Genomic DNA, 18,249 nt, shown 5'->3' on the forward strand with positions numbered 1-18,249 from the left:
TCGGCTTATCCCGCCAGGGCGCTGGCGACGGCGTTCTGGTCGAAGCCCTTCAGGCCGATCACCACGAGGCGCCCGTCACGGGCCTCGCCCGCGCGCCACGGCCGGTCGAAATGGTGCGACACCCGGCGGCCGACGCCCTGCACCACGAGGCGCATCGGCTTGCCCTCGACTTCCACGAAGCCCTTGATGCGCAGCACGCCCTCGGTCTCGGCCGCCTTCTCGACGCGGGCGGCGAGGTCGCCCGCCGTCACGGCGGCGCGGACGGGCAGCGCCACGGTCTCGAAGTCGTCGTGGTCGTGATCCTCGCCCTCGCCGTGATGCGAAGGGCGGTTGGCGAGGTCGTCCTCGGCCGCCGCGCCGAGGCCGAGCAGCACGCGCGGGTCGATGACGCCGTTGGCGGTCTCCACCACCTTCACGGCGCGGGGCAGGTGGCCCTGCACCTCGGCCCGCACCTTGGCGAGGCCGTCGGCATCCATCAGGTCGGCCTTGTTGAGCACCACGAGGTCGGCGCAGAGGAGCTGGTCCTCGAAAACCTCTTCCAGCGGGTTGTCGTGATCGACGGAGGTATCCGCCGCGCGCTGGGCGGCCAGGGCCTCTGGGTCCTCGGCGAAGGCGCCGGTCGCGACCGCAGGGCCATCCACCACCGCCACTACGCCATCGACGGTCACGCGCGAGCGGATCGCCGGCCACTGGAACGCCTGGACGAGGGGCTTCGGCAAAGCGAGGCCGGAGGTCTCGATCAGGATGTGCTCCGGCGGCTCGGCGCGGGAGAGCAGGGTTTCCAGCGCCGGCACGAAATCGTCCGCGACGGTGCAGCAGATGCAGCCGTTGGGCAGCTCCACGATGGAATCCTCGGTGCAGCCCTCGATGCCGCAGGCGGCGAGGAACGAGCGGTCGAAGCCGACATCGCCGAACTCGTTGACGAGGATCGCGAGCTTGCGGCCCTTCGCATTCTCCACGACGTGGCGGACGAGGGTCGTCTTGCCGGCACCGAGGAAGCCGGTGACGATCGTGCAGGGTATCTTCGCGACGATGGTCATTCGGCGGCCTCGGGGATAGGGGGCAGAAGGGGAAACGGCGGGATGCGGGCGATCACGCCCGAGCGAAATTCCTTCGGGCGCTCCCGCCAGGGGACGATCCCATCCGGGGTGCCGTCATACGCTTTGAGGCCGTCGAGGATGGTGGTCGCGGCGGCCTCGGCGTCGAGGTCGCCGTAGACGTAGGTCCAGCGGTTGGGCGACGCGACGGCCACCGTGCAGGGCCGCTTGCAGACCGAGAGGCATTCCACCGGCTCGACGCGCAGGCCCTCGGCCCGTCGCGCCAGTTCCGCATGGAGGCGTGCCCCGGCGCGGGGCCCCTCCGGGTCGTCGCCCTCGCGCTTGCAGGTGGTGCAGACGTAGAGGGTCGTGATGGCCTCAGGCATGACGGCGCCTCGCCGGGCCGACATTCTGCCACGCCCAGCCGAAGCCGAGGCCGATCATGGCCCAGAACACCGCGCCGATGGCGAGCGAGCGCGCGGCGAATTGCGCCGCGAGGGCGGCCGGCACTTCCGACGTGCTGTCGGGCGGCGGCGGCGCACCGGCGATGTGGGGTCCGGCGATCAGCACGAGCCCGCCGAGGATGGCGATGAACGAGCGGCGTACGCCGATAAGGTAGAGGCCCATCGCCGTCGCGGCGGCGGTCATCACCCACCATGCCTGCCGCGCCAGCAGCGGCGCCGCCTCCTGGCCCGGCAGTTCCGGCGGCAGGCCGAGGGAAGGCGCCAGGGAGACGCTGGCGAAGCCGGCCAGCGCGAAGGCGAGGCCGGTCTGCAGCGTCGGCTCCCGGCCGCAGGCGATCAGCACCGCGCCCAGCATCAGGGCGTAGCCCACGCCGCCGACGAGGGTCGCGAGGCCGGTGAAGGCCATGCGCTGAAAGCCGGGGGCGGGCTGCCATTCCGGCGCGGCATCGGGCGCCGCGTGGTCGTGGCCCGCATGGGCGAGCACGATCGGCAAAGTGGGGGGAAGGGCCTGCGCCGCGCGGCTGGGCTCCCGCTGCTCGTACTTCTCCGCCTCAAGAATGAGGGGAGAGGTCAAGGCGAGTTGCAGCCCCGTGGCGACGACAGCCGCGAGGAAGCCGGCGGCCAGCGCCGCCGACAGAAGGCGAAGGATCATTCCTGGCGCGTTCGCGTCAGTGGCACGGGAAGTTCTGGGCGTGCCGGAAGTCGTGCGCCGCGTTGTGGAGCGCGATGGCCGGCGAGAAGCCCGCCATGAACACGAGGCCGAGGCCGAGGAACGCCGCCAGAGCGGCCGCCATCAGGCGCTCGTTGGCGCGGGTGGCGACGGGGGCAAAGGACGAGGACTGCGTCGTGGTCGTCATCTGGGCTCTCCAGCCGCCCCACCGGCGGCGTTGCGAAAAGTCGGGATGACGGCAGGTCTCCTGGCTCGCGGCTCGGCGCGCCCGCCGCCTTCCCGGATCGCTCCGGTGGCTGCTGGCAGGCGCTCGCCGCTTACAGTTGCGGGGGCAGCCGCGGGGTCGGGCAGGCCCTCACCGCGTTCCCTTTTCACCCCTCTCGGGGCACCGTCATCCGACCTGTGTAGACGGAGTCCGGTCCGGGCACAACGGCGACGAAAGTCGGATCAACCGGGCGCGACCATGCAATGCCGGGCCGAACGCGCCGGCAGCGTCAGGCGCAGGGTGCCGCCGGAGACGGGCTCGGGCGCGCCCATCGCGGCCATCTCGGGATGGCGGGCATCGAAGCCGTACGGCGTGAGACGCGAGGCTGGCAGGGGCCGCTCGAAGGCGATCTCCACCATCCGCGTCTCGGCCGCGCGGTTGATCGCCACGAGATGCAGCCTCGGCCCGTCGGCGCCGGCCCGCACGGTGAGGCCATCGGGCCGCGCGGTCTCGATGGGCAGGGCGTTGTCGGGGAAGCGGCCGCCCCGGCCGTCGTAGTTTCGATAGAGCCGGAAGGCCGTCCCCAGCCAGCCGGCGAGGGACCCCCAATGGGCGGTAAGCAGCAACTCGGGCCGGGCGAACCGGGCGAGGGCGTCGGCCAGGGCGAGGCCGGAGGCGAGTTGCTCCGCGCCGCCGTAATTATATTCCGTCACGGCGGTGCGCGTGCCGGGGAAGTTTGCCGCCGTCAGCCGTTCGAGGCTCGGCAGCAGCGGCAGGGCAAGGCCGCCCTCGTTCGACACGGGCAGCGCCTGCGAGACCCAGCTCGCCTCGCGAAAACCCGGCTCGGTGAGGGAGCGCGGCGCGTCCAGCAGCGGCCCGGCCAGGGCCGGGTCCTCCGTGCGGAACAGGGTGCCGCGCTCGCTGAACGGGTACCAATGCACGTCAAGGGCATCGAGCAGGCGCTTGCCCTCGCGCTCGGAGGCGGCACGAAAGGCGTCGAGATAGGCGGCGAGGAAGCTGCCGTGCTGCCGGTAGGCGTTCCAATCGGGGGCGTTCTGCAGGTTCACCATCCCCGTGGCGCCCCAGCTTGCCGGGCCGATCACCCAGGCGTCGGGGTCGATGGCCTTGATCGCCCGCGCCGCCTTGATCGACCGGGCGAGCAAATCCGCGATCCGCACGGGCGCCCGCACGATGCGCGGGTGCTGGGTCGCCCACAGGCCGGGCTCGTTGTCGAGGATGTAGCCGCGGATGCCCGTGGCGCCGGAGGCCGGGCCGTAGCGGGCGACGAGCCGCGCCAGGAGGTGCGGGATGTCCGCGACGCGCGGGTCCACGAGCGCGGAGGCCGCGCGCCGTCCCTCCCACGAGACCGGCACGAAGCGCGGGGAGGGGGCGGCCTGGTCCGCCGGGACGGGGCCGTCCTTGTCCGCCGCGACGAAACTCACGAGCGGCAGGGTGACGATGCTGCGCGCGTCCATCGCCAGCGAGGAGGCGTGCATCGCCGCGATCACCGCGCCGGGGACGCCGCGCTCGGCGGGGGGGAGGCCGAGGCTCTGGCTCAGGAAATCGCCGTTCGCCTGCTGCCAGTCCTTGCCGGCGTTGCAGGCATTGTTCGTCCAATTGTAGCTCGTGGCGAAGTTGCCGCCGAAACGGCGGAGTGTGACGCCGGCCTCCCGGTCGAGCTCCGCCGAGGGCGGGCCGCCGTCGAGGGTGCCGATCTCGCTCGAGCCGTAGATCAGCGGGCTCACCGGCACCGGGTCGGCGCCGTTGCGGATTCGCACGCTCAGCGACTCGCCCGCACGGGACGGGCTGGCCCAGATCGTCGCCCCGGCGCCGGCGAGCAGCGCCCGGCGGCTCGGCCTCACGAGACGAGCCCGGACCCGTAGAGCGATCCCCGGAAGCGGGTCATCCAGAACACCTTGCCGAGGCCGCCGCAGGCCGCGATCCCGTGATGGCGCGCGGCGGGCGGGTTGATCGGCTTCAGGAGCAGCGACAGCACCCCGGAGATGATGGTCTGCGCGACGCCGACCAGCATCCACCGCGCCACCTCCAGGCGGCGGCGGGGGGAGGCCATCTCGTGCACGAAGGTGCGGATCTGGCCGCTGAGGAAGCGGCGGCGGCGGACATAGGCCCAGTCGAGCCGGCGCGGGGGCACCCATTCCGTCACCTCGGCGGCGGCGGCCCAGCCGAAGCGCCGGCCCTCGTGGACGAGGCGCTGGAGGAACAGGCTGTCCTCGCCGCCGATGCTGTTCAGGCGCTCCTCGAACGGGCCGCCCGGGATCGCGCAGACGGAGGCCGCGAAAAGCGAGTTGTTTGTGCCGAGATAGGCGGCGCGGTGGGTGACGTCGCCGCCGTCCTCGGCGGTGACGCCCCGTGCGAAATAGGCGGCGAAGGCGCCGATCTCGCGGTCGTCGTCGGCAAGCGCGCTGACGGGGCCGAACACCGCGTCGTAGCCGCCCCGGCGGGCGACCGCGAGCAGCGCCGCCAGCCAATGCGGGCCGCCGGTCTCGTCGTCGTCGATGAAGGCGATCCATTCGCCCCGCGCCGCCGCGACCCCGGCGTTGCGCGCCGTGGCGATGCCGGGCTGGGGCACCGAGACGTAGCGCACCGGCATGGGCGCACCCTCGGCGAGACGTTCGATGAGGGTGTGGGCGTTGCCGTCGGGGGAGTTGTCCACCACGACGATCTCGGCCCCCGTGTCTGGCGGCAGGCGCTGCGCGAGGATGCATCCCAGGGCGCGCTCGAGCGCCTTATGACGATTCAGGGTGGGGATGACCACGCTGACCGCGACCGGCTCGGTTCCGGGCATACCGTCTCCGATGCTCCCTGCGAAGTTCATTAATAGATAACCGGCGGGTTATAATTTGTACGCCGTTGCGACTTATTCCAGCCGGAAGTAAAGTCGGCACCTGATATCGTGAGATCAATACCGCATTTGCGCGTTAATTTCTCCGACAATGGTAAACGAAATGCTATAGACGGCAGCGGGCGGACCAGAATCGCGTTCGTCGGCTGCGGCTATGTCGCCGATATGTACCGGCAGTGTCTCGATCTGCACGCGGACGGGCTGGATCTGATCGGCGTCTACGACCGCGACCCGGAACGGCTCGCGGCCTTCGCGCGCACCTGGGGCGACAGGGCTTACGGCTCGCTGGCCGACCTCCTGGCGGAACCGGGCGTGGTCGTGGTGAACCTCACCGATCCGGAGAACCACGCCCCCGTCACCCGCGCCGCCATCGCGGCAGGGCGGCACGTCTATTCGGAGAAGCCCCTCGGCCTGACGCTGACCGAGGCGCGCAGCCTCAACGACGCGGCGGCGGCGGCCGGCGTGCGCCTCGCCGCCGCGCCGAGCAACATCCTGGGGGAGCAGGCGCAGACCCTGTGGCGCGCGGTGCGCCAGGGCGCGGTCGGGCGGGTGCGGCTCGTCTATGCCGAACTCGACGACGGCATGGTCCACAAGGCCGATTACCGGAACTGGATCAGCCGCAGCGGCCGGCGCTGGCCGGCGGAAGGCGAGTTCGAGACCGGCTGCACCTTCGAGCATGCGGGCTACGTCGTGACGCTGCTCGTGGCGATGTTCGGACCCGTGCGGCGGGTGACGGCTCACGCCTCCCTGCTGATCCCGGACAAGGAGTGCGACCAGCCGGTGCATCCGGCGCCGGATTTCTCATGCGGTCTCCTGGAGTTCGACGGCGGCATCGTCGCGCGGGTCACGAACTCCATCGTCGCGCCCTACGACCACCGCCTGCGGATCGTAGGCGACCGGGGGGTGCTGCAGGTCGAGGAGCCGTGGGATTTCGCCGGCCCGGTCCGGCTGAAGCGCACGGCGACCAGCCGGCTCGACCGCTTTCTCGAACGGCGCCTGCCGCTGCGGCGGGGCAAGGTGGTGCCGCCCGCCTGCCCGGTGCCGTTCCGGGCCGGGCGCGGGCGCCCGCCGATGGATTTCATGCGCGGCATCCGGGACTTCGCGGATGCCATCGCCTCCGGCGCGCCGGGGCGGATGGACGCGGATCTCGCGGTCCACATCACCGAAGTCACCGAGATGCTGCAGCACCCCGAACGCTTCCCGCGCCCGGCGCCGGTTTCGTCCGCGCCCGGGGCGATGCGGCCGATGGATTGGGCGGTCTGACGACCCGCAGGAGAACGCGACCCGTGGACGTTCCAAGCCCCCCGACCCTGATCACCCTGTCCTTCTCGGGCGATCTCGATTGCTGCCGCCTGCTCTGCGAGACGGCCGACCGCTTCGCCCCCGCCGGGGCGGCGCATCTCCTCGCCGTGCCGGCGGCGGACATGCCGCTGTTCCGGCCGCTGGCCGGCGGGCGCCGGGCGCTCGTCCCGCAGGAGGAGTTGCTGCCCCGCTGGCTGCGCAAGCTTCCCCTGCCGGGGCCGGAATGGCGGCGGCGCCTGCATCTGCCCCGGCGCAACGTCTACGTCTCGTTCAAGGGGCGGCCGGTGCGGGGCTGGATCGCCCAGCAGATCATGAAGCTCAATGCCGCCGCCGGGGCGGCGACGGACACGGTGCTCCACCTCGACAGCGACACCGCCTTCGTGCGCCCGCTGCCCGCCGGGGCGCTGAGCCAGGACGGGTTTCTGCGCCTCGCCCGCTTTCCCGGCGCGGCGGACGATGCCATGCATGCACCCTGGCACCGCGCGGCCTCGACCCTGCTCGGCCTGCCGCCGACGGATTATCACGGGGCCGACTACATCGATCAGTTCGTGACGTGGCGGCGCGCCAACGTGCGCGGCCTGCTGGAGCGGATCGGCACCGTCACCGGGCGCGACCCCATCGAGGCCCTGGCCGCCACCAGCGACTTCTCCGAATACATCCTCTACGGCGTCTATTGCGAGCACGTGCTCGGCCTCGCCGCCTCCGGCCATGCCGGGGCGGAGGAGAGCCTGTGCGAGACCGTCTGGTCCGAGGGCGGCGGCATCCCGGAGGTCCGGCCGGGCCGCTACGGCCTCGGCATCCAGTCGACCATTCCGCTCTCCTGGGACGCGCGACGCTCCATCGTGGGCAAAGCCATCGCGCGGGGCTGAGGGCTCAGCGCGCCCGGCGCCGGTACTCCCAGACGCGCCGGAAGATCTGCGGGCCGTCGATCAGGTAGCGGCGGCCGAGCCGCCGGGGCTCGCAGGCGAGGCGGAACAGCCATTCGAGGTTGAGCGTCCGCAGGATCGCCGGGGCGCGGGCGCGGTCGCCGACGAGGAATTCCAGACCGGCGCCGATGCAGAGGCCGACGCCCGTGGCGATGCCGCGCCGGGCCAGTGCGTTGGCCAGAAGCTCCTGCTGCGGCGAGCCGACCGCCAGCACGACGAACCGCGCCGGCCGCGCCTCGATGGCCTCGACGGTGGCCGCGAGCTTGGCGGGGTCCGTGCGCAGGCCCATGGGCGGGCGGATCTGCTCGACCCGCGTCAACCCGCAGAGATCGGCCACCGATTCCGCGAGCCCGTCACCGCCGCCGACGATGAGGATCCGCGAATCCGCGGTCAGCTTCGGGTGGGTTAGGAGCGCGGCCACGAGGTCCGAGCCCGGTACGGGGGGCAGGTCGGTGCCGCAGGTCTTGGCGAGGAGGGCCAGCACGCGGCTGTCGTTGATGCACAGCCACGCCTCCCGGTAGAGGCGGGCGACCTCCGGGTCCTCGGTGATCCGCACCATGTGATCGACGTTCGGCGTCACGAGGTAGCGGAAGCTCTGGTTCGCCGGCACGGCGAGGAGGGTGTTCAGCGCGCCGTCGAGGTCGAGCCTGTCGAAGGGCAGGTCGAGGAAGTCCGTGCGCGGGCTGGCTTCCGACGGGTAGTAGGCAGGTTCGGCGGTGGTGGCCATGGCTCGTCCCTCGCTCACGCTACTCGTGTCCTGAAACAGTACGATCCGTCCCATTCCGGGCCAGGGAGGCGCCGCTCCCGGCGCTCGCAGCAGGGATCGGGCCGAGGGCTTCCCCCAATCCGTCGGTCAGACGGATCGCGGGGCGGAAGCCCAGTTCGGTGCGGGCGCGGGCGGTGTCGTACTGCGCCGTGCGAGCGAACAGGCGAAGCTCCCCGGAGGCGGGGACGAGGCGCAGGGCGCGGGGCACGGGCACCCGCAGCCGCGCGAGGGCCTTGGCCGGCAGGGCGAGGGCCCGCAGCAGAGCGAGCCGCCCCGGCGACAGCGGGCGCGCGGGCTTCGGCCCGGCGAGCATCGCGAAATAGGTGTTCCAGGTGGGCGTGTCGGGCCCGACGAGGTTGGCGGCGATGAGGCCCTTGCCCGGCCCGTTCAGCGCGGCGAGCGCGCAGCGGATAGCTTCTGCGACGTCGGAAACGTGGATCAGCGCCGCCACGCCCTGTCCGCGCGGGCCGAGGGGGCCGAGCACTCCGGCGCGCAACGCGGCGGCGGGCCGCTCGACCCAGAGGTCGCTGCCGCGCCCGTAGACGATGCCCGGCCGCAGGATCGCCACCCGGCGCCCCGGCCGCGCCGCGACCCAGGTGCGGAGCATCGTTTCGCACGCGCGCTTGGCGGTGCAGTAGGGGTCGTCCGGCGCGGCCGTGGCCGGGGGGGCGTCGGGCTCGCCGATCCGGCCTTCCTCGGGGCCGTAGACCGCGATGGAGCTGAGATGGACAATGCGGTCCACCCCCGCCCGGTCGGCGGCGGCGAGGAGGGCGCGCAACTGGTCCGGCATGGCGACGGCCGAACGCCCGCCCGCATGGACGACGGACGACGCGCCCGCCAGGGCGGCATCGAGGCTGCGGGGATCGTCGAGGTCGCAGCGCACGGTGCCCTCGGCGGGGCTGCGTCCGTCGGGCAGGCGATGGAGCCCGGCGCGGACCCGCAGGCCCGACTCCTTGAGCCGGGCGATTGTGGCCCGGCCGATGAAGCCGCCCGCGCCGGTGACGAGGACCGGGCCGGTCATCGCGCGCCGGCCAGGTTCGTCCGCCCGAGCAGGGGGCGGATCCGCTCCACGAGGGAGTCGAAGCTCGCGCGGCTGATGAGGAACAGCAGCGGGATGTAGATGACCACTCCGGCGGGGATGGCGATAAGGAGGGCGACCACCTGACCCTGCGAGTCCGCTAGCCGGATGCCGAGCCACGCGACGATCACCGCCATCGTAGCCGCCGCGAGCCACACCCCCGAGAGCCGCCGCAGCAGCGGCCAGGGCGAGAGGCCGATCCGCGGCCCGTTGACGAGGACCGTGGTGACGGTGAGCGCGAAATCGCCCGCGAGCCGCGCGAGGCCGATCGTGGCGGGGTGCATCCCCGTTGTCGCGACCAGGGTGGCGGCCAGGGTCACGAGAGCGACGACGTAGGACAGGAGCACGCTTTGCGGGCGGCCGCTCGCGGAGAGGGCGGTCTGCACCACCTGCGAAGGAAGGGCGAGGAGGCCGCCGGCCGCCAGCGCCGCCGCGATGGGTTCGGCCGTGGTCCAGCCCGGCCCGGCCATGAGCGGCACGACGAGGGGGCTGACGGCGGCAAGGCCCATCATGGTCGGCGCGACGAAGGCCGAGGTCTCGCGCGCCACCTCCGCCGCCGCCTCGCCGACATTGTCCCGCGACAGGGCGCTGCCCCGGAAATGCGGGAAGCAGAGGTTGTGCGTCACCGCGACGATGGCGCCGCGCACCGGCTCGATGAGCCGCATGGCGATGTTGAGGTAGCCGAGGACCGTCAACCCGAACAGCGCGCCCGTGAGGGTGTTGTAGACGACGTAGGTCGCGTTCTCGACGAGGCGCGAGGCCAGGACCAGCCCGGCGAAGCGGTTGAACCGGCGCAGGCGTCCCCACGACCAGGACGGGGCGACCCTCAGGCCGAGCATCCAGAACAGGCTCGCCGCCGTCGCGAAGACGAGGACGATGCGCAGGCTGACCAGCGCCCAGATCCCGGCCCCGGCGATGCCGAGGCCGATGGCCACGAGGGCACCCGCCACATGGCCGACGATGCTCGACGCGTTGATGACGTAGAAGGCCTTCCGCCGCCGCGCGACGGCGGTCGCCATCGTCATCGGCCCTTGCGCCAGCAGGAGGACACCCGTTCCGGGGAGGAGCAGGTGAAGGTCCTCGCGTCCGTAGACGTAATCGAGGAGCAGGCCCGCCGGCACGCAGAGCACGAGGAAGACGAGGGCGGCCACGGTCGAGAGACCGAGCACCGCGCCGAGATCCGCCCGGCGCACCACCTTCGCCTGCGTCAGCGCCTCCTCGTAGGGCGTGCCCACCGCCATGGAGAAGGCGGTGACAATGGAGAGCGTCAGCGCCGTGGCGCCGAAATCTCCCGGCGGAAGCAAGCGGGCGAGGAAGGCGGTCGTGGCGGACAGGATCACGAGCCGGCCCGCCGCGTCGGCAAGCCCCGCTCCGATCCAGCCGCCGATCCGGCGGATCGTCATGTGGGCTCCCGCCGGAAGGCCAGCAGACTGATGAGGATGGAGACGTTGGCGAGCACCTGCCCACGCATCCACAGGCTCGATTCCGTGGCGTTGTGCACGAGCACCACCAGGGCGATGACGAGGAAGGTCGCCGCCGCCACCGCGTCGGCGCGCTGGATAGCGCGCGAGAACAGCTTCTTGGCGAGCGCCAGGATGGTCAGGATCTGCGCCAGCACCGCGAAGATCAGCGCGGGAGCCCCGCCTTGAAGCCTCAGATCGAGGTAGCCGTTATGCGCCTCGTTGATGACCACGTCGGCCCGCTCTCCGATCTTCAGGGTGGCGAGCCAGGAGCCGGGTGGCGCGCGCAGCAGGGGATCGTTGGCGTCGCCGACGTCCCAGAATGAACCAAACCCATAGCCGGTCCAGGGCCGGCGCGCGATCTCCGAGGCCGCGAAATCCCAGATCTGGGTGCGGCCGGTGAAGCTCGAATCGTTGCCGGGGGTGAGCAGGCCGACGAAATCGCCGCCGAAGGCCGTGACGCCGAGATAGGTCACGCCGACCATTCCCGCGCCCGCCAGCGTCAGGAACAGGGCGGCGGCGGGGCCGAGGCGCCGCAGCACCAGCATGCAGGGCAGAAGGCCGACGCCGAGCAGCGCCAGCATCATCGAGGTCTTGCTCTTGGTGAGCACGAGGAAGCCGAAGGCGGCGACGAAGAACGCCAAGCCGGCCAGGATCCGGCGCGGCGTCGGCCGCGCCAGCGCCCACCCGACGCTGACGATCACCGCCAGCATCGCCACGAGGCCCGCGACGTTCTTCTGCTGGTGGTAGCCGCGCACGCCGATCTCGGTGAAGGCGAAGGCCGGGTTGAGGGCGGTGACGGCCAGATCGCCCGCGATCACCACCACGAGGATGCCCGCCATCAGGCCGAGCGTGCGGCGCAGGGGGCCGATCCCCGCCGCGATGGCGAGGGTGATGAGGCAGAGGAACACCATCACCATGACGCGCCGCATGGCGATGTCCGGGAAGGCGGCCCAGGCGACGCTGGCGCAGAACCAGCCGAGCACCAGCCAGACCGGCCAGGAGCGCATCACGAGGGGCAGCACGACCCGCCGCCGCCGCACGATCTCGAACAGGGCGATGCCGGTCATCGCCAGCACGGCGAGGCGTTCGGTGGAATTGCCGTCGCCGGAGGTGATGGCGCTGGCATCGGACATCGGCATCACGCCGATGAACATGTAGGCCAGGAAGGCGAGATACAGGGCGGCGGGCAGGGCCCGCAGGAACCAGGGTGCGCGCCGGGGCCGTGGGGCGGCGGCGCGCGTCTGGGCGAGGGCCGCGAGGCCCTGCGCCTGCGTCAGACTCGGGAGCGCTGTCGTCACCGGAAACGCGCGCTCACGCCAGCGCCCCCTTCTCGCCGGCCAGGGCGAAGCGCTGGGGCAGGGGCCGCGAGCGGGCCGGGGCCGGGACGACCGGATCGGCGCCCGAGACCACGAACAGCGCACCGGCGATCTTGTCGGCGCTCGACAGGAGGGCCGCACGCAGGTCCTCGACCCGGTCGGCGGTGGCGACGCCGGCCTCGGCCACGATCACGATGGCCGTCGCGGTCGCCGCCGAGCGGCGCAGGCGCGTCTCGTCCTGGCCCTCGCCGCCGTCGATGACGACGCAATCGTAGCCCTCGTCGCGATCCGGTACGGTGTCCGAGCTCACCCGCTCGCTCGCCGCCGTGGCGCAGAAGGGCGGATAGCCCTCCACGGTGCAGGACACGACGCCCGATTGCGGATCGCGCGGGATCATCCAGGTGAGCCGGCCGGAGCGGGCGTCGCCGTCGACCAGGAGGGCCCGGCGCCCGCGCGCGGCCTGCGCCAGGACAAGGTTCTGCGCGATGATGGTCGAGATCGGCCCATCCGAGGCGGACACGATGAGCAGGCGCACCTGCCCGTGCTCGGCGGCTTCGTCGAGGTAATCCGCGAGGCGGGTGAGGATCCGCGCCGAGGGCGACCCGCGCGAGCCCGCGAGCACTGCGACGGTCTCGCTCGCCTCCAGCAGGCGCTTGCGCGACAGGGGCAGCGTGCCCAGCACCGGGATGCCGGTGCGCGCCGTGAGCCGTTCGGCCGAATGGATACGCCCGCCGCGCCGGTCGAACAGGATCGCGCCGCCGGCACCGCCGAGCAGCCCGAGGAGCCCGGCGGCCGCGACGACGAGGGCCGGCGACAGGTCGGCCGATTGCGGATCGGGCTTCGACGTGCCGACCAGCGAGACGTTCGCGGTGCCGACGCTCTCCTGTTCGAGGAGTTCGCGCTCCCGCGACAGGGTCTTCTCGTAGACCGAGCGCTGGGCCAGGGCCTCGCGCTCCAGCTGGCGCAGGGTGACGAGGGCGGTATTCGTGCGCGACGTGTCGGATTCGGCGCGGGCGAGGTCGCGCTCCAGGGACGCCTCGCGGGTGCGGGCGGCGGCGAGGTCGGCGCGCAGCGAGGATTGCAGGCGCCCGGTCTCGCGGGAGATGGCGGCGCGCAGGCTGCGGACCTGCGCATCCACCTCCAACGCTGCCGGATGGCGCGGGCCGAGCGTGGCGCGCAGGTTGTCCTGCTGGCGGACGATCTCGGCGAGGTTCAGGCGCAGCTGCGAGAGGGTGGTGGATTCCACCGTGTCGGCGCCCGCGCCGTCGGAGGGCGTGGCGCTGCGGCCTTCGAGGGCGGCCACCCGCGAGGAGACGGCGCGGGTCTGCGCCTTCGCGGCGAGAAGCTGCGAGTTCAGTTCGGCGATGCGCGCCGCGTTGAGGACGCGCCCGTCCTGATCGACCACGCCGATCTCGCGCTTGTAGGCCTCGACGGCCTGCTCGGCGGCGATGACATGCTCGCCCTGGCCCTTCAGGGTCGCGCCGATGGCGTCGCGGGCCTTGATCACCACGTCCTTCCGGCGGCGCTCGGCATCGTCCACGAAGGCCTGGCCGATGGCTCCGGCGAGGCGGGACGCCTTCACCGGATCGTTGGCGCGCACCGTCAGGTTCACGACGAAGCTCTTGCCCTCGCGCTGAAAGGTGGTCTGCTTGCCGAGGATCTTGCTGGCGACGTCCACCGGGTCGGCCTCAGAGCCGGTGCTGAGTAGGCCGACCATCGCCTTGATCCGGCCGACGAGGCTGGGGTGCGCCATGTAGGCCGGATCCTCGGTGAGGTGGAGGCGCTTCACGACCTCCTGCAGCACTGCGTCGAAATGCAGGAAGCGCGACTGGGTCTCGATGACCGCGTCGTTCACGTCGGCCGAGGGCGGCTGCGGCACGAGTTCGTTGCTGACGACGTTCAGCCCGCGCGGGTCGAGCAGCACCTGGGCCGTGCCGAGATAGTTCGGGGTGCGCAGCGCGATGATCGGCGTGGCCAGCGCCACGGCCCCGAGGACGCACAGCGTGATCGCGAAGGCATGGCGCCGCATCGACGCTAACGCCTCCCGGATTTCCAGCCGGAACGCGTCCCACTCGTCGGTCTCGGCAGCGTAGGTGCTGCGAGGGCTCTGACGTTCGACCAACTGCATCGACCGGCTTCCCCGATATCGCGACGCCCCGCACCCGGAGGGGCAGGGCACGGCCCGGCACGAGCCGCCTCCGAACGGGACGATCCCGGCTGGAGCCGTCATGCCGGCGGGCGCGTGGCCCGTATCGACTGTTTTGTAACGCGCGGCCGCTTGTCTTGAGTTAAAACTGACCGCGAAGTCCGTGCTGCAATTGCCGACAGCGTTAACAGTATCTTTTCGTCGAATGAGACGTGCGACGATTGATCAAAACCCAAGCCGGGCGATCAAGAACTGGCTGCGGGGGCGAGGGAGGCGGCCTCGGTCCTGTAGAGAGGATAGAGCCGCCGCCACAGGAGCTTGCCTGCGATGCCCGCCGCGCGGATCGCGAAGCTGCGGCCGGGCGCCTCCTTCCGGAGCAGGGCGAGGGCCGTGAGGGGTAGGAGGCCGACCTGCACCAGGGATTTGGCAAGCAGCACCGCCTCGTCGCGCAGGGGGCGCGCGCTCGTGCGGATCAGCGTCGCGGCATAGGCCTGCCCGCCCGCGAAATGCCGGCGGACGAGATAGCCGGTGCGGCAGCGGTGCGCGGGTACGAAGTCGGTCGCCCGCGCCGCCGGCAGCCAGCCGAACCGGCGCCCGTCCCGGGCAAGGCGGCAGAGCAGGTGAAGGTCCTCGCCGCCGCATTGCCCGAAATGCGGGTCGAACGGGTCGGGGCCGGGGAGGGCGGTGGCCCGGCGGAACACGCTGTTGGCCGTCGAGAGCACGAAGCCCTGCGAGGCCGGGCGGGCGAGGGCGAAGAGGTCGTGCCCCGCCGCCTGATCGCCCTGGCGGGTAAACAGGGTGCGGGAGGCCGGCGTCACCGCGCCGGGATCCTCGAAATGCGGGGTGATCGGCCCGAAGAACACGTCGTGCGGGAAGCGGTCGAGCCCGTCGCGCACCGCCGCCAGCCAGCCGGGCTCCGCCTGCTGGTCATCATCGAGGAAGGCGAGCGCTTCGCCCTGGGCCGCCCGGCAGCCGGCATTGCGGGCGACGGAGATGTTGGCCGGATGAGCCGTGCAGTAGCGGATCGGCAGGGGCGCCCCCGGCGCCAGGCCCTCGACCACCGGCCGGGCGGTCTCGCCGTCGCTGTTGTCGACCACCACGATCTCGACGTCGCCGGTCTCGGCGCCGCGCTGCGCGGTCAGGGAGCGGAGGAGGGCGCCGAGCAGCGCCGGCCGCTCATAGGTGCAGATCACCACGCTGAGCCGCATCGTCAGTCCTCCGGCGAGGAGATGCGTCTATCGCGAAAAGCTCACCAAACGGTGTGGGCGCCTCGTCAGTTTCCGGAATCGGCGCGGTCGGTCTCCAACTGCTGCAGCAACTCGGCGAGGCGCGGGTCGATGGCCTCGTCGATGACCGGATCGTAGAGGGCGCGCAGCTCCCGGCCGAGACGACGGCGGGTGAATTCGTCGAGGACGGGCGCCTGCGCGGGGATCGGAATGGTGCGGAGCGTGAAGGCTCCGGCGCGGCGCGGGGTCTCGGACATCATCAAGAGATCGGACTCGCTATGGTCGGCGGCAAGCGCATTCGTCGAGTTTTGCGCAATAGCCCGAAGCTGCCCAGCGCGAAATGCTTGTCGGCTAAAATCATGCGATCACGATCTCTCGAACTTGTTGCGGGGGCATCGGCGCGGCAAGGTGGCCGCGAGGAGCCCCCCGTCCCAGCATGACCGAACAGCGTATCCTGATCACGGGCGTCGCCGGCTTCATCGGCAACCACGTCGCCCATCGCCTGATCGGCGAGGGGCGGGCCGTCACCGGCCTCGACAGCGTGAATGCGTATTACGACACCGACCTGAAGGAGGCCCGCCTGCGCCGGCTGGCGGGCGGGCGCTTCGCGTTCCATCGCCTGGACCTGACCGACCGGGACGCCCTCGACGCCCTGTTCCGGGAGGGCCGCTTCACCTGCGTGATCCACCTCGCCGCGCAGGCGGGGGTGCGCTACTCCCTGACCGATCCGCACGCCTACGCCGCGAGCAACCTCACCGGCTTCCTCAACGTGCTCGAAGGCTGCCGCCGCCACGGGGTGGGGCATCTGATCTACGCTTCGTCCAGTTCGGTCTACGGCGCGGTGACGGCGATGCCGTTCTCCATCCACCAGAACGTGGACCATCCCGTCAGCCTCTACGCGGCCACGAAGAAGGCCAACGAGCTGATGGCCCACAGCTACAGCCACCTCTACCGCCTGCCGACGACGGGCCTGCGCTTCTTCACGGTCTACGGCCCGTGGGGGCGGCCCGACATGGCCCTCTACCTGTTCACGAAGGCGATCCTGGCGGGCGAGCCCATCGAGGTCTTCAACGAGGGCCGGATGCGGCGGGACTTCACCTACATCGACGACGTGGTCGAGGCGATCGTGCGCCTGATCGACCGCCCGGCCACCGCCAACCCCGAATGGGACGGGGGCGCGCCCGATCCCGGCACGAGCCTCGCGCCCTACCGGCTCTACAACATCGGCAATTCCGAGCCCGCCGACCTGATGGGGATGATCGGCCTTCTGGAAGCGAAGCTCGGCCGCAAGGCGGTGCTGAACCTGAAGCCGATGCAGCCCGGCGACGTGCCGGAGACCTTCGCCGACGTCGCCGATCTCGCCCGCGATGTCGGCTTCTCGCCCGCGACGCCCCTCGAAACCGGCATTGGACGGTTCGTGGACTGGTACCGCGCCTACCACCAAGCTTGACGGGCGCGCCCCGGCCGCGTCCGGTGGCGTCGCAACGGGTGCGAGCGAGGCGCGGGACAATGGGTGGTCGCAGGATCGCGGTGATCGGGCTCGGCTATGTCGGCCTGCCGGTCGCGGTGGCCTTCGCCAAGGCCGGGTTCGACACGCTGGGCTTCGACATCGATCCCGCCCGCGTCGCCGAGATCGCCGCCGGCCGGGACCGCACCGGCGAGGTGCCGGAGGCCGACCTGCCGGCGCTGACGGTCAGCGCCACAGCGGAGGACCTGCGCGGACGCGACTTCTATATCGTCACGGTGCCGACGCCGATCACGGCGGCGCGCAGCCCCGACCTGCGGGCCCTCAAAGCGGCCTCGCGGCTGGTGGGCGGGGTGCTCTCGCGCGGCGCCATCGTGGTCTACGAATCCACCGTCTATCCCGGCGTCACCGAGGAGGTCTGCGCGCCGATCCTCGAAGCGGCGTCGGGCCTGACTTTGGGCCGGGACTTCGCGCTGGGTTACTCGCCGGAGCGGATCAATCCCGGGGACAAGGCGCATCGCCTCGACAGCGTGGTGAAGGTCGTCTCGGCGAGCGATGCCGACAGCCTCGCCATCGTGGCGCGGGTCTACGGGGCGGTCGCCCTGGCGGGGGTGCACCGCGCGCCCTCGATCCGCGTGGCGGAGGCGGCGAAGGTGATCGAGAACGTCCAGCGCGACGTGAACATCGCCCTCATGAACGAACTCGCCCTGATCTTCGCGAAGATCGGCCTCGATACCGGCGACGTGCTCGCCGCCGCCCGGACCAAGTGGAACTTCCTGCCCTTCCGCCCCGGCCTCGTCGGCGGGCACTGCATCGGGGTCGATCCGTATTATCTCACCCACCGGGCGCAGGAGGCGGGCCACCATCCCGAACTCGTCCTCGCCGGGCGGCGGATCAACGAGGCCATGGCGCCCCATGTGGTCGAGACCTGCATCCGCCGGCTTCTGCGGCGGGGGCGCCCGTCGCCCCGCGTGACGGTGCTGGGCGTGACCTTCAAAGAGGACATCCCCGACATCCGCAACAGCCGGGCGGCGGACGTGGTGCGCGGGCTCGCCGCGTTCGGGCTCGCCGTCCAGGCCGCCGACCCCATGGCCGACGGACAGGCGGTGGAGCACGAGCACGGCTTCCCCCTCACGCCCCTCGCTTCCCTCGACCCCGCCGACGCGGTGATCCTGGCCGTGCCCCATCGCGCCCTGCGGGAGCGCGGGTGGGACGGCATCCTCCCGCTCCTCGTGGACGGCCGGGGCGATGTCCTTGACGTGACCGGCGCCCTCGACCGGGAGACGACGCCCCCCGGAATCGATCTCTGGCGGCTGTAGCCC

17 protein-coding genes and 1 riboswitch are annotated in these 18,249 nt (G+C 71.9%); of the genes, 4 read left to right on the plus strand and 13 right to left on the minus strand.

Annotated features, from left to right (window positions below; all coding sequences use genetic code 11):
* Positions 1 to 5: 5 nt before the first annotated feature.
* The 6 genes from cobW to MKK52_RS14505 all read right to left on the minus strand — a co-directional run bounded on the left by cobW (position 6) and on the right by MKK52_RS14505 (position 5,182).
* Positions 6 to 1,040, minus strand: coding sequence for a cobalamin biosynthesis protein CobW (cobW, locus tag MKK52_RS14480; RefSeq protein ID WP_243954901.1), 1,035 nt, complete (start codon positions 1,038 to 1,040; stop codon positions 6 to 8).
* Positions 1,037 to 1,423 carry a DUF1636 domain-containing protein gene (locus tag MKK52_RS14485; RefSeq protein ID WP_243954903.1) on the minus strand — a complete coding sequence of 129 codons (387 nt, stop codon included), beginning with the start codon at positions 1,421 to 1,423 and terminating at the stop codon, positions 1,037 to 1,039. The genes cobW and MKK52_RS14485 overlap by 4 nt, the downstream gene beginning before the upstream one ends.
* Positions 1,416 to 2,153 (minus strand): CbtA family protein, encoded by a 738-nt coding sequence (locus MKK52_RS14490; protein ID WP_243954905.1) that lies wholly within the window; start codon positions 2,151 to 2,153, stop codon positions 1,416 to 1,418. The genes MKK52_RS14485 and MKK52_RS14490 overlap by 8 nt, the downstream gene beginning before the upstream one ends.
* Before the next feature lie 16 nt (positions 2,154 to 2,169).
* A complete protein-coding gene (locus tag MKK52_RS14495; RefSeq protein WP_243954908.1) occupies positions 2,170 to 2,358 on the minus strand; it encodes a CbtB domain-containing protein in 189 nt (62 codons plus the stop codon).
* Positions 2,359 to 2,390: 32 nt separating this feature from the next.
* Positions 2,391 to 2,579: riboswitch (cobalamin riboswitch) on the minus strand.
* Positions 2,580 to 2,618: 39 nt separating this feature from the next.
* Positions 2,619 to 4,238, minus strand: a complete 1,620-nt coding sequence (locus tag MKK52_RS14500) for a glycoside hydrolase family 44 protein (protein ID WP_243954910.1) — start codon at positions 4,236 to 4,238, stop codon at positions 2,619 to 2,621.
* Positions 4,235 to 5,182 (minus strand): glycosyltransferase family 2 protein, encoded by a 948-nt coding sequence (locus tag MKK52_RS14505; protein ID WP_243954912.1) that lies wholly within the window; start codon positions 5,180 to 5,182, stop codon positions 4,235 to 4,237. Before MKK52_RS14505 ends, MKK52_RS14500 begins: the two co-directional genes overlap by 4 nt.
* A gap of 126 nt (positions 5,183 to 5,308) precedes the next feature.
* On the opposite strand from MKK52_RS14505, the gene MKK52_RS14510 reads away from it, so the two are divergent.
* Both MKK52_RS14510 and MKK52_RS14515 read left to right on the plus strand, forming a co-directional pair.
* Positions 5,309 to 6,502 (plus strand): Gfo/Idh/MocA family protein, encoded by a 1,194-nt coding sequence (locus MKK52_RS14510; RefSeq protein ID WP_279597832.1) that lies wholly within the window; start codon positions 5,309 to 5,311, stop codon positions 6,500 to 6,502.
* A gap of 23 nt (positions 6,503 to 6,525) precedes the next feature.
* Entirely contained in the window at positions 6,526 to 7,410 is an 885-nt protein-coding gene (locus tag MKK52_RS14515; RefSeq protein WP_243954916.1) for a DUF6492 family protein, read from the plus strand.
* A gap of 4 nt (positions 7,411 to 7,414) precedes the next feature.
* Here the strand turns inward: MKK52_RS14515 and MKK52_RS14520 are convergent, their stop codons facing one another.
* From MKK52_RS14520 to MKK52_RS14550, 7 genes are all read right to left on the minus strand, one after another.
* Positions 7,415 to 8,212 carry a WecB/TagA/CpsF family glycosyltransferase gene (locus MKK52_RS14520; RefSeq protein ID WP_243954918.1) on the minus strand — a complete coding sequence of 266 codons (798 nt, stop codon included), beginning with the start codon at positions 8,210 to 8,212 and terminating at the stop codon, positions 7,415 to 7,417.
* A 1-nt stretch (position 8,213) separates the two neighbouring features.
* Positions 8,214 to 9,254 carry an NAD-dependent epimerase/dehydratase family protein gene (locus tag MKK52_RS14525; RefSeq protein ID WP_243954920.1) on the minus strand — a complete coding sequence of 347 codons (1,041 nt, stop codon included), beginning with the start codon at positions 9,252 to 9,254 and terminating at the stop codon, positions 8,214 to 8,216.
* Positions 9,251 to 10,714, minus strand: coding sequence for an oligosaccharide flippase family protein (locus tag MKK52_RS14530; RefSeq protein ID WP_243954922.1), 1,464 nt, complete (start codon positions 10,712 to 10,714; stop codon positions 9,251 to 9,253). Before MKK52_RS14530 ends, MKK52_RS14525 begins: the two co-directional genes overlap by 4 nt.
* A complete protein-coding gene (locus tag MKK52_RS27125; protein WP_243954925.1) occupies positions 10,711 to 12,072 on the minus strand; it encodes an O-antigen ligase family protein in 1,362 nt (453 codons plus the stop codon). Before MKK52_RS27125 ends, MKK52_RS14530 begins: the two co-directional genes overlap by 4 nt.
* Positions 12,073 to 12,085: 13 nt before the next feature.
* Positions 12,086 to 14,218 carry an exopolysaccharide transport family protein gene (locus tag MKK52_RS14540; protein ID WP_243954927.1) on the minus strand — a complete coding sequence of 711 codons (2,133 nt, stop codon included), beginning with the start codon at positions 14,216 to 14,218 and terminating at the stop codon, positions 12,086 to 12,088.
* A gap of 263 nt (positions 14,219 to 14,481) precedes the next feature.
* Positions 14,482 to 15,444 carry a glycosyltransferase family 2 protein gene (locus MKK52_RS14545; RefSeq protein ID WP_243954929.1) on the minus strand — a complete coding sequence of 321 codons (963 nt, stop codon included), beginning with the start codon at positions 15,442 to 15,444 and terminating at the stop codon, positions 14,482 to 14,484.
* A gap of 65 nt (positions 15,445 to 15,509) precedes the next feature.
* Positions 15,510 to 15,722 carry a hypothetical protein gene (locus MKK52_RS14550; RefSeq protein WP_243954931.1) on the minus strand — a complete coding sequence of 71 codons (213 nt, stop codon included), beginning with the start codon at positions 15,720 to 15,722 and terminating at the stop codon, positions 15,510 to 15,512.
* A gap of 176 nt (positions 15,723 to 15,898) precedes the next feature.
* Here MKK52_RS14550 and MKK52_RS14555 point away from each other — a divergent pair, with 176 nt between their 5' ends.
* Positions 15,899 to 16,912, plus strand: coding sequence for an NAD-dependent epimerase (locus MKK52_RS14555; RefSeq protein WP_243954933.1), 1,014 nt, complete (start codon positions 15,899 to 15,901; stop codon positions 16,910 to 16,912).
* Between the two features lie 59 nt (positions 16,913 to 16,971).
* Complete coding sequence (locus tag MKK52_RS14560; protein ID WP_243954935.1) at positions 16,972 to 18,246, plus strand: nucleotide sugar dehydrogenase; 1,275 nt, start codon at positions 16,972 to 16,974, stop codon at positions 18,244 to 18,246.
* The last annotated feature ends 3 nt before the right edge of the window (positions 18,247 to 18,249 follow it).

It is taken from the genome of Methylobacterium sp. J-067 (assembly GCF_022829465.1).
Classification (GTDB): Bacteria; Pseudomonadota; Alphaproteobacteria; order Rhizobiales; family Beijerinckiaceae; genus Methylobacterium; species Methylobacterium litchii.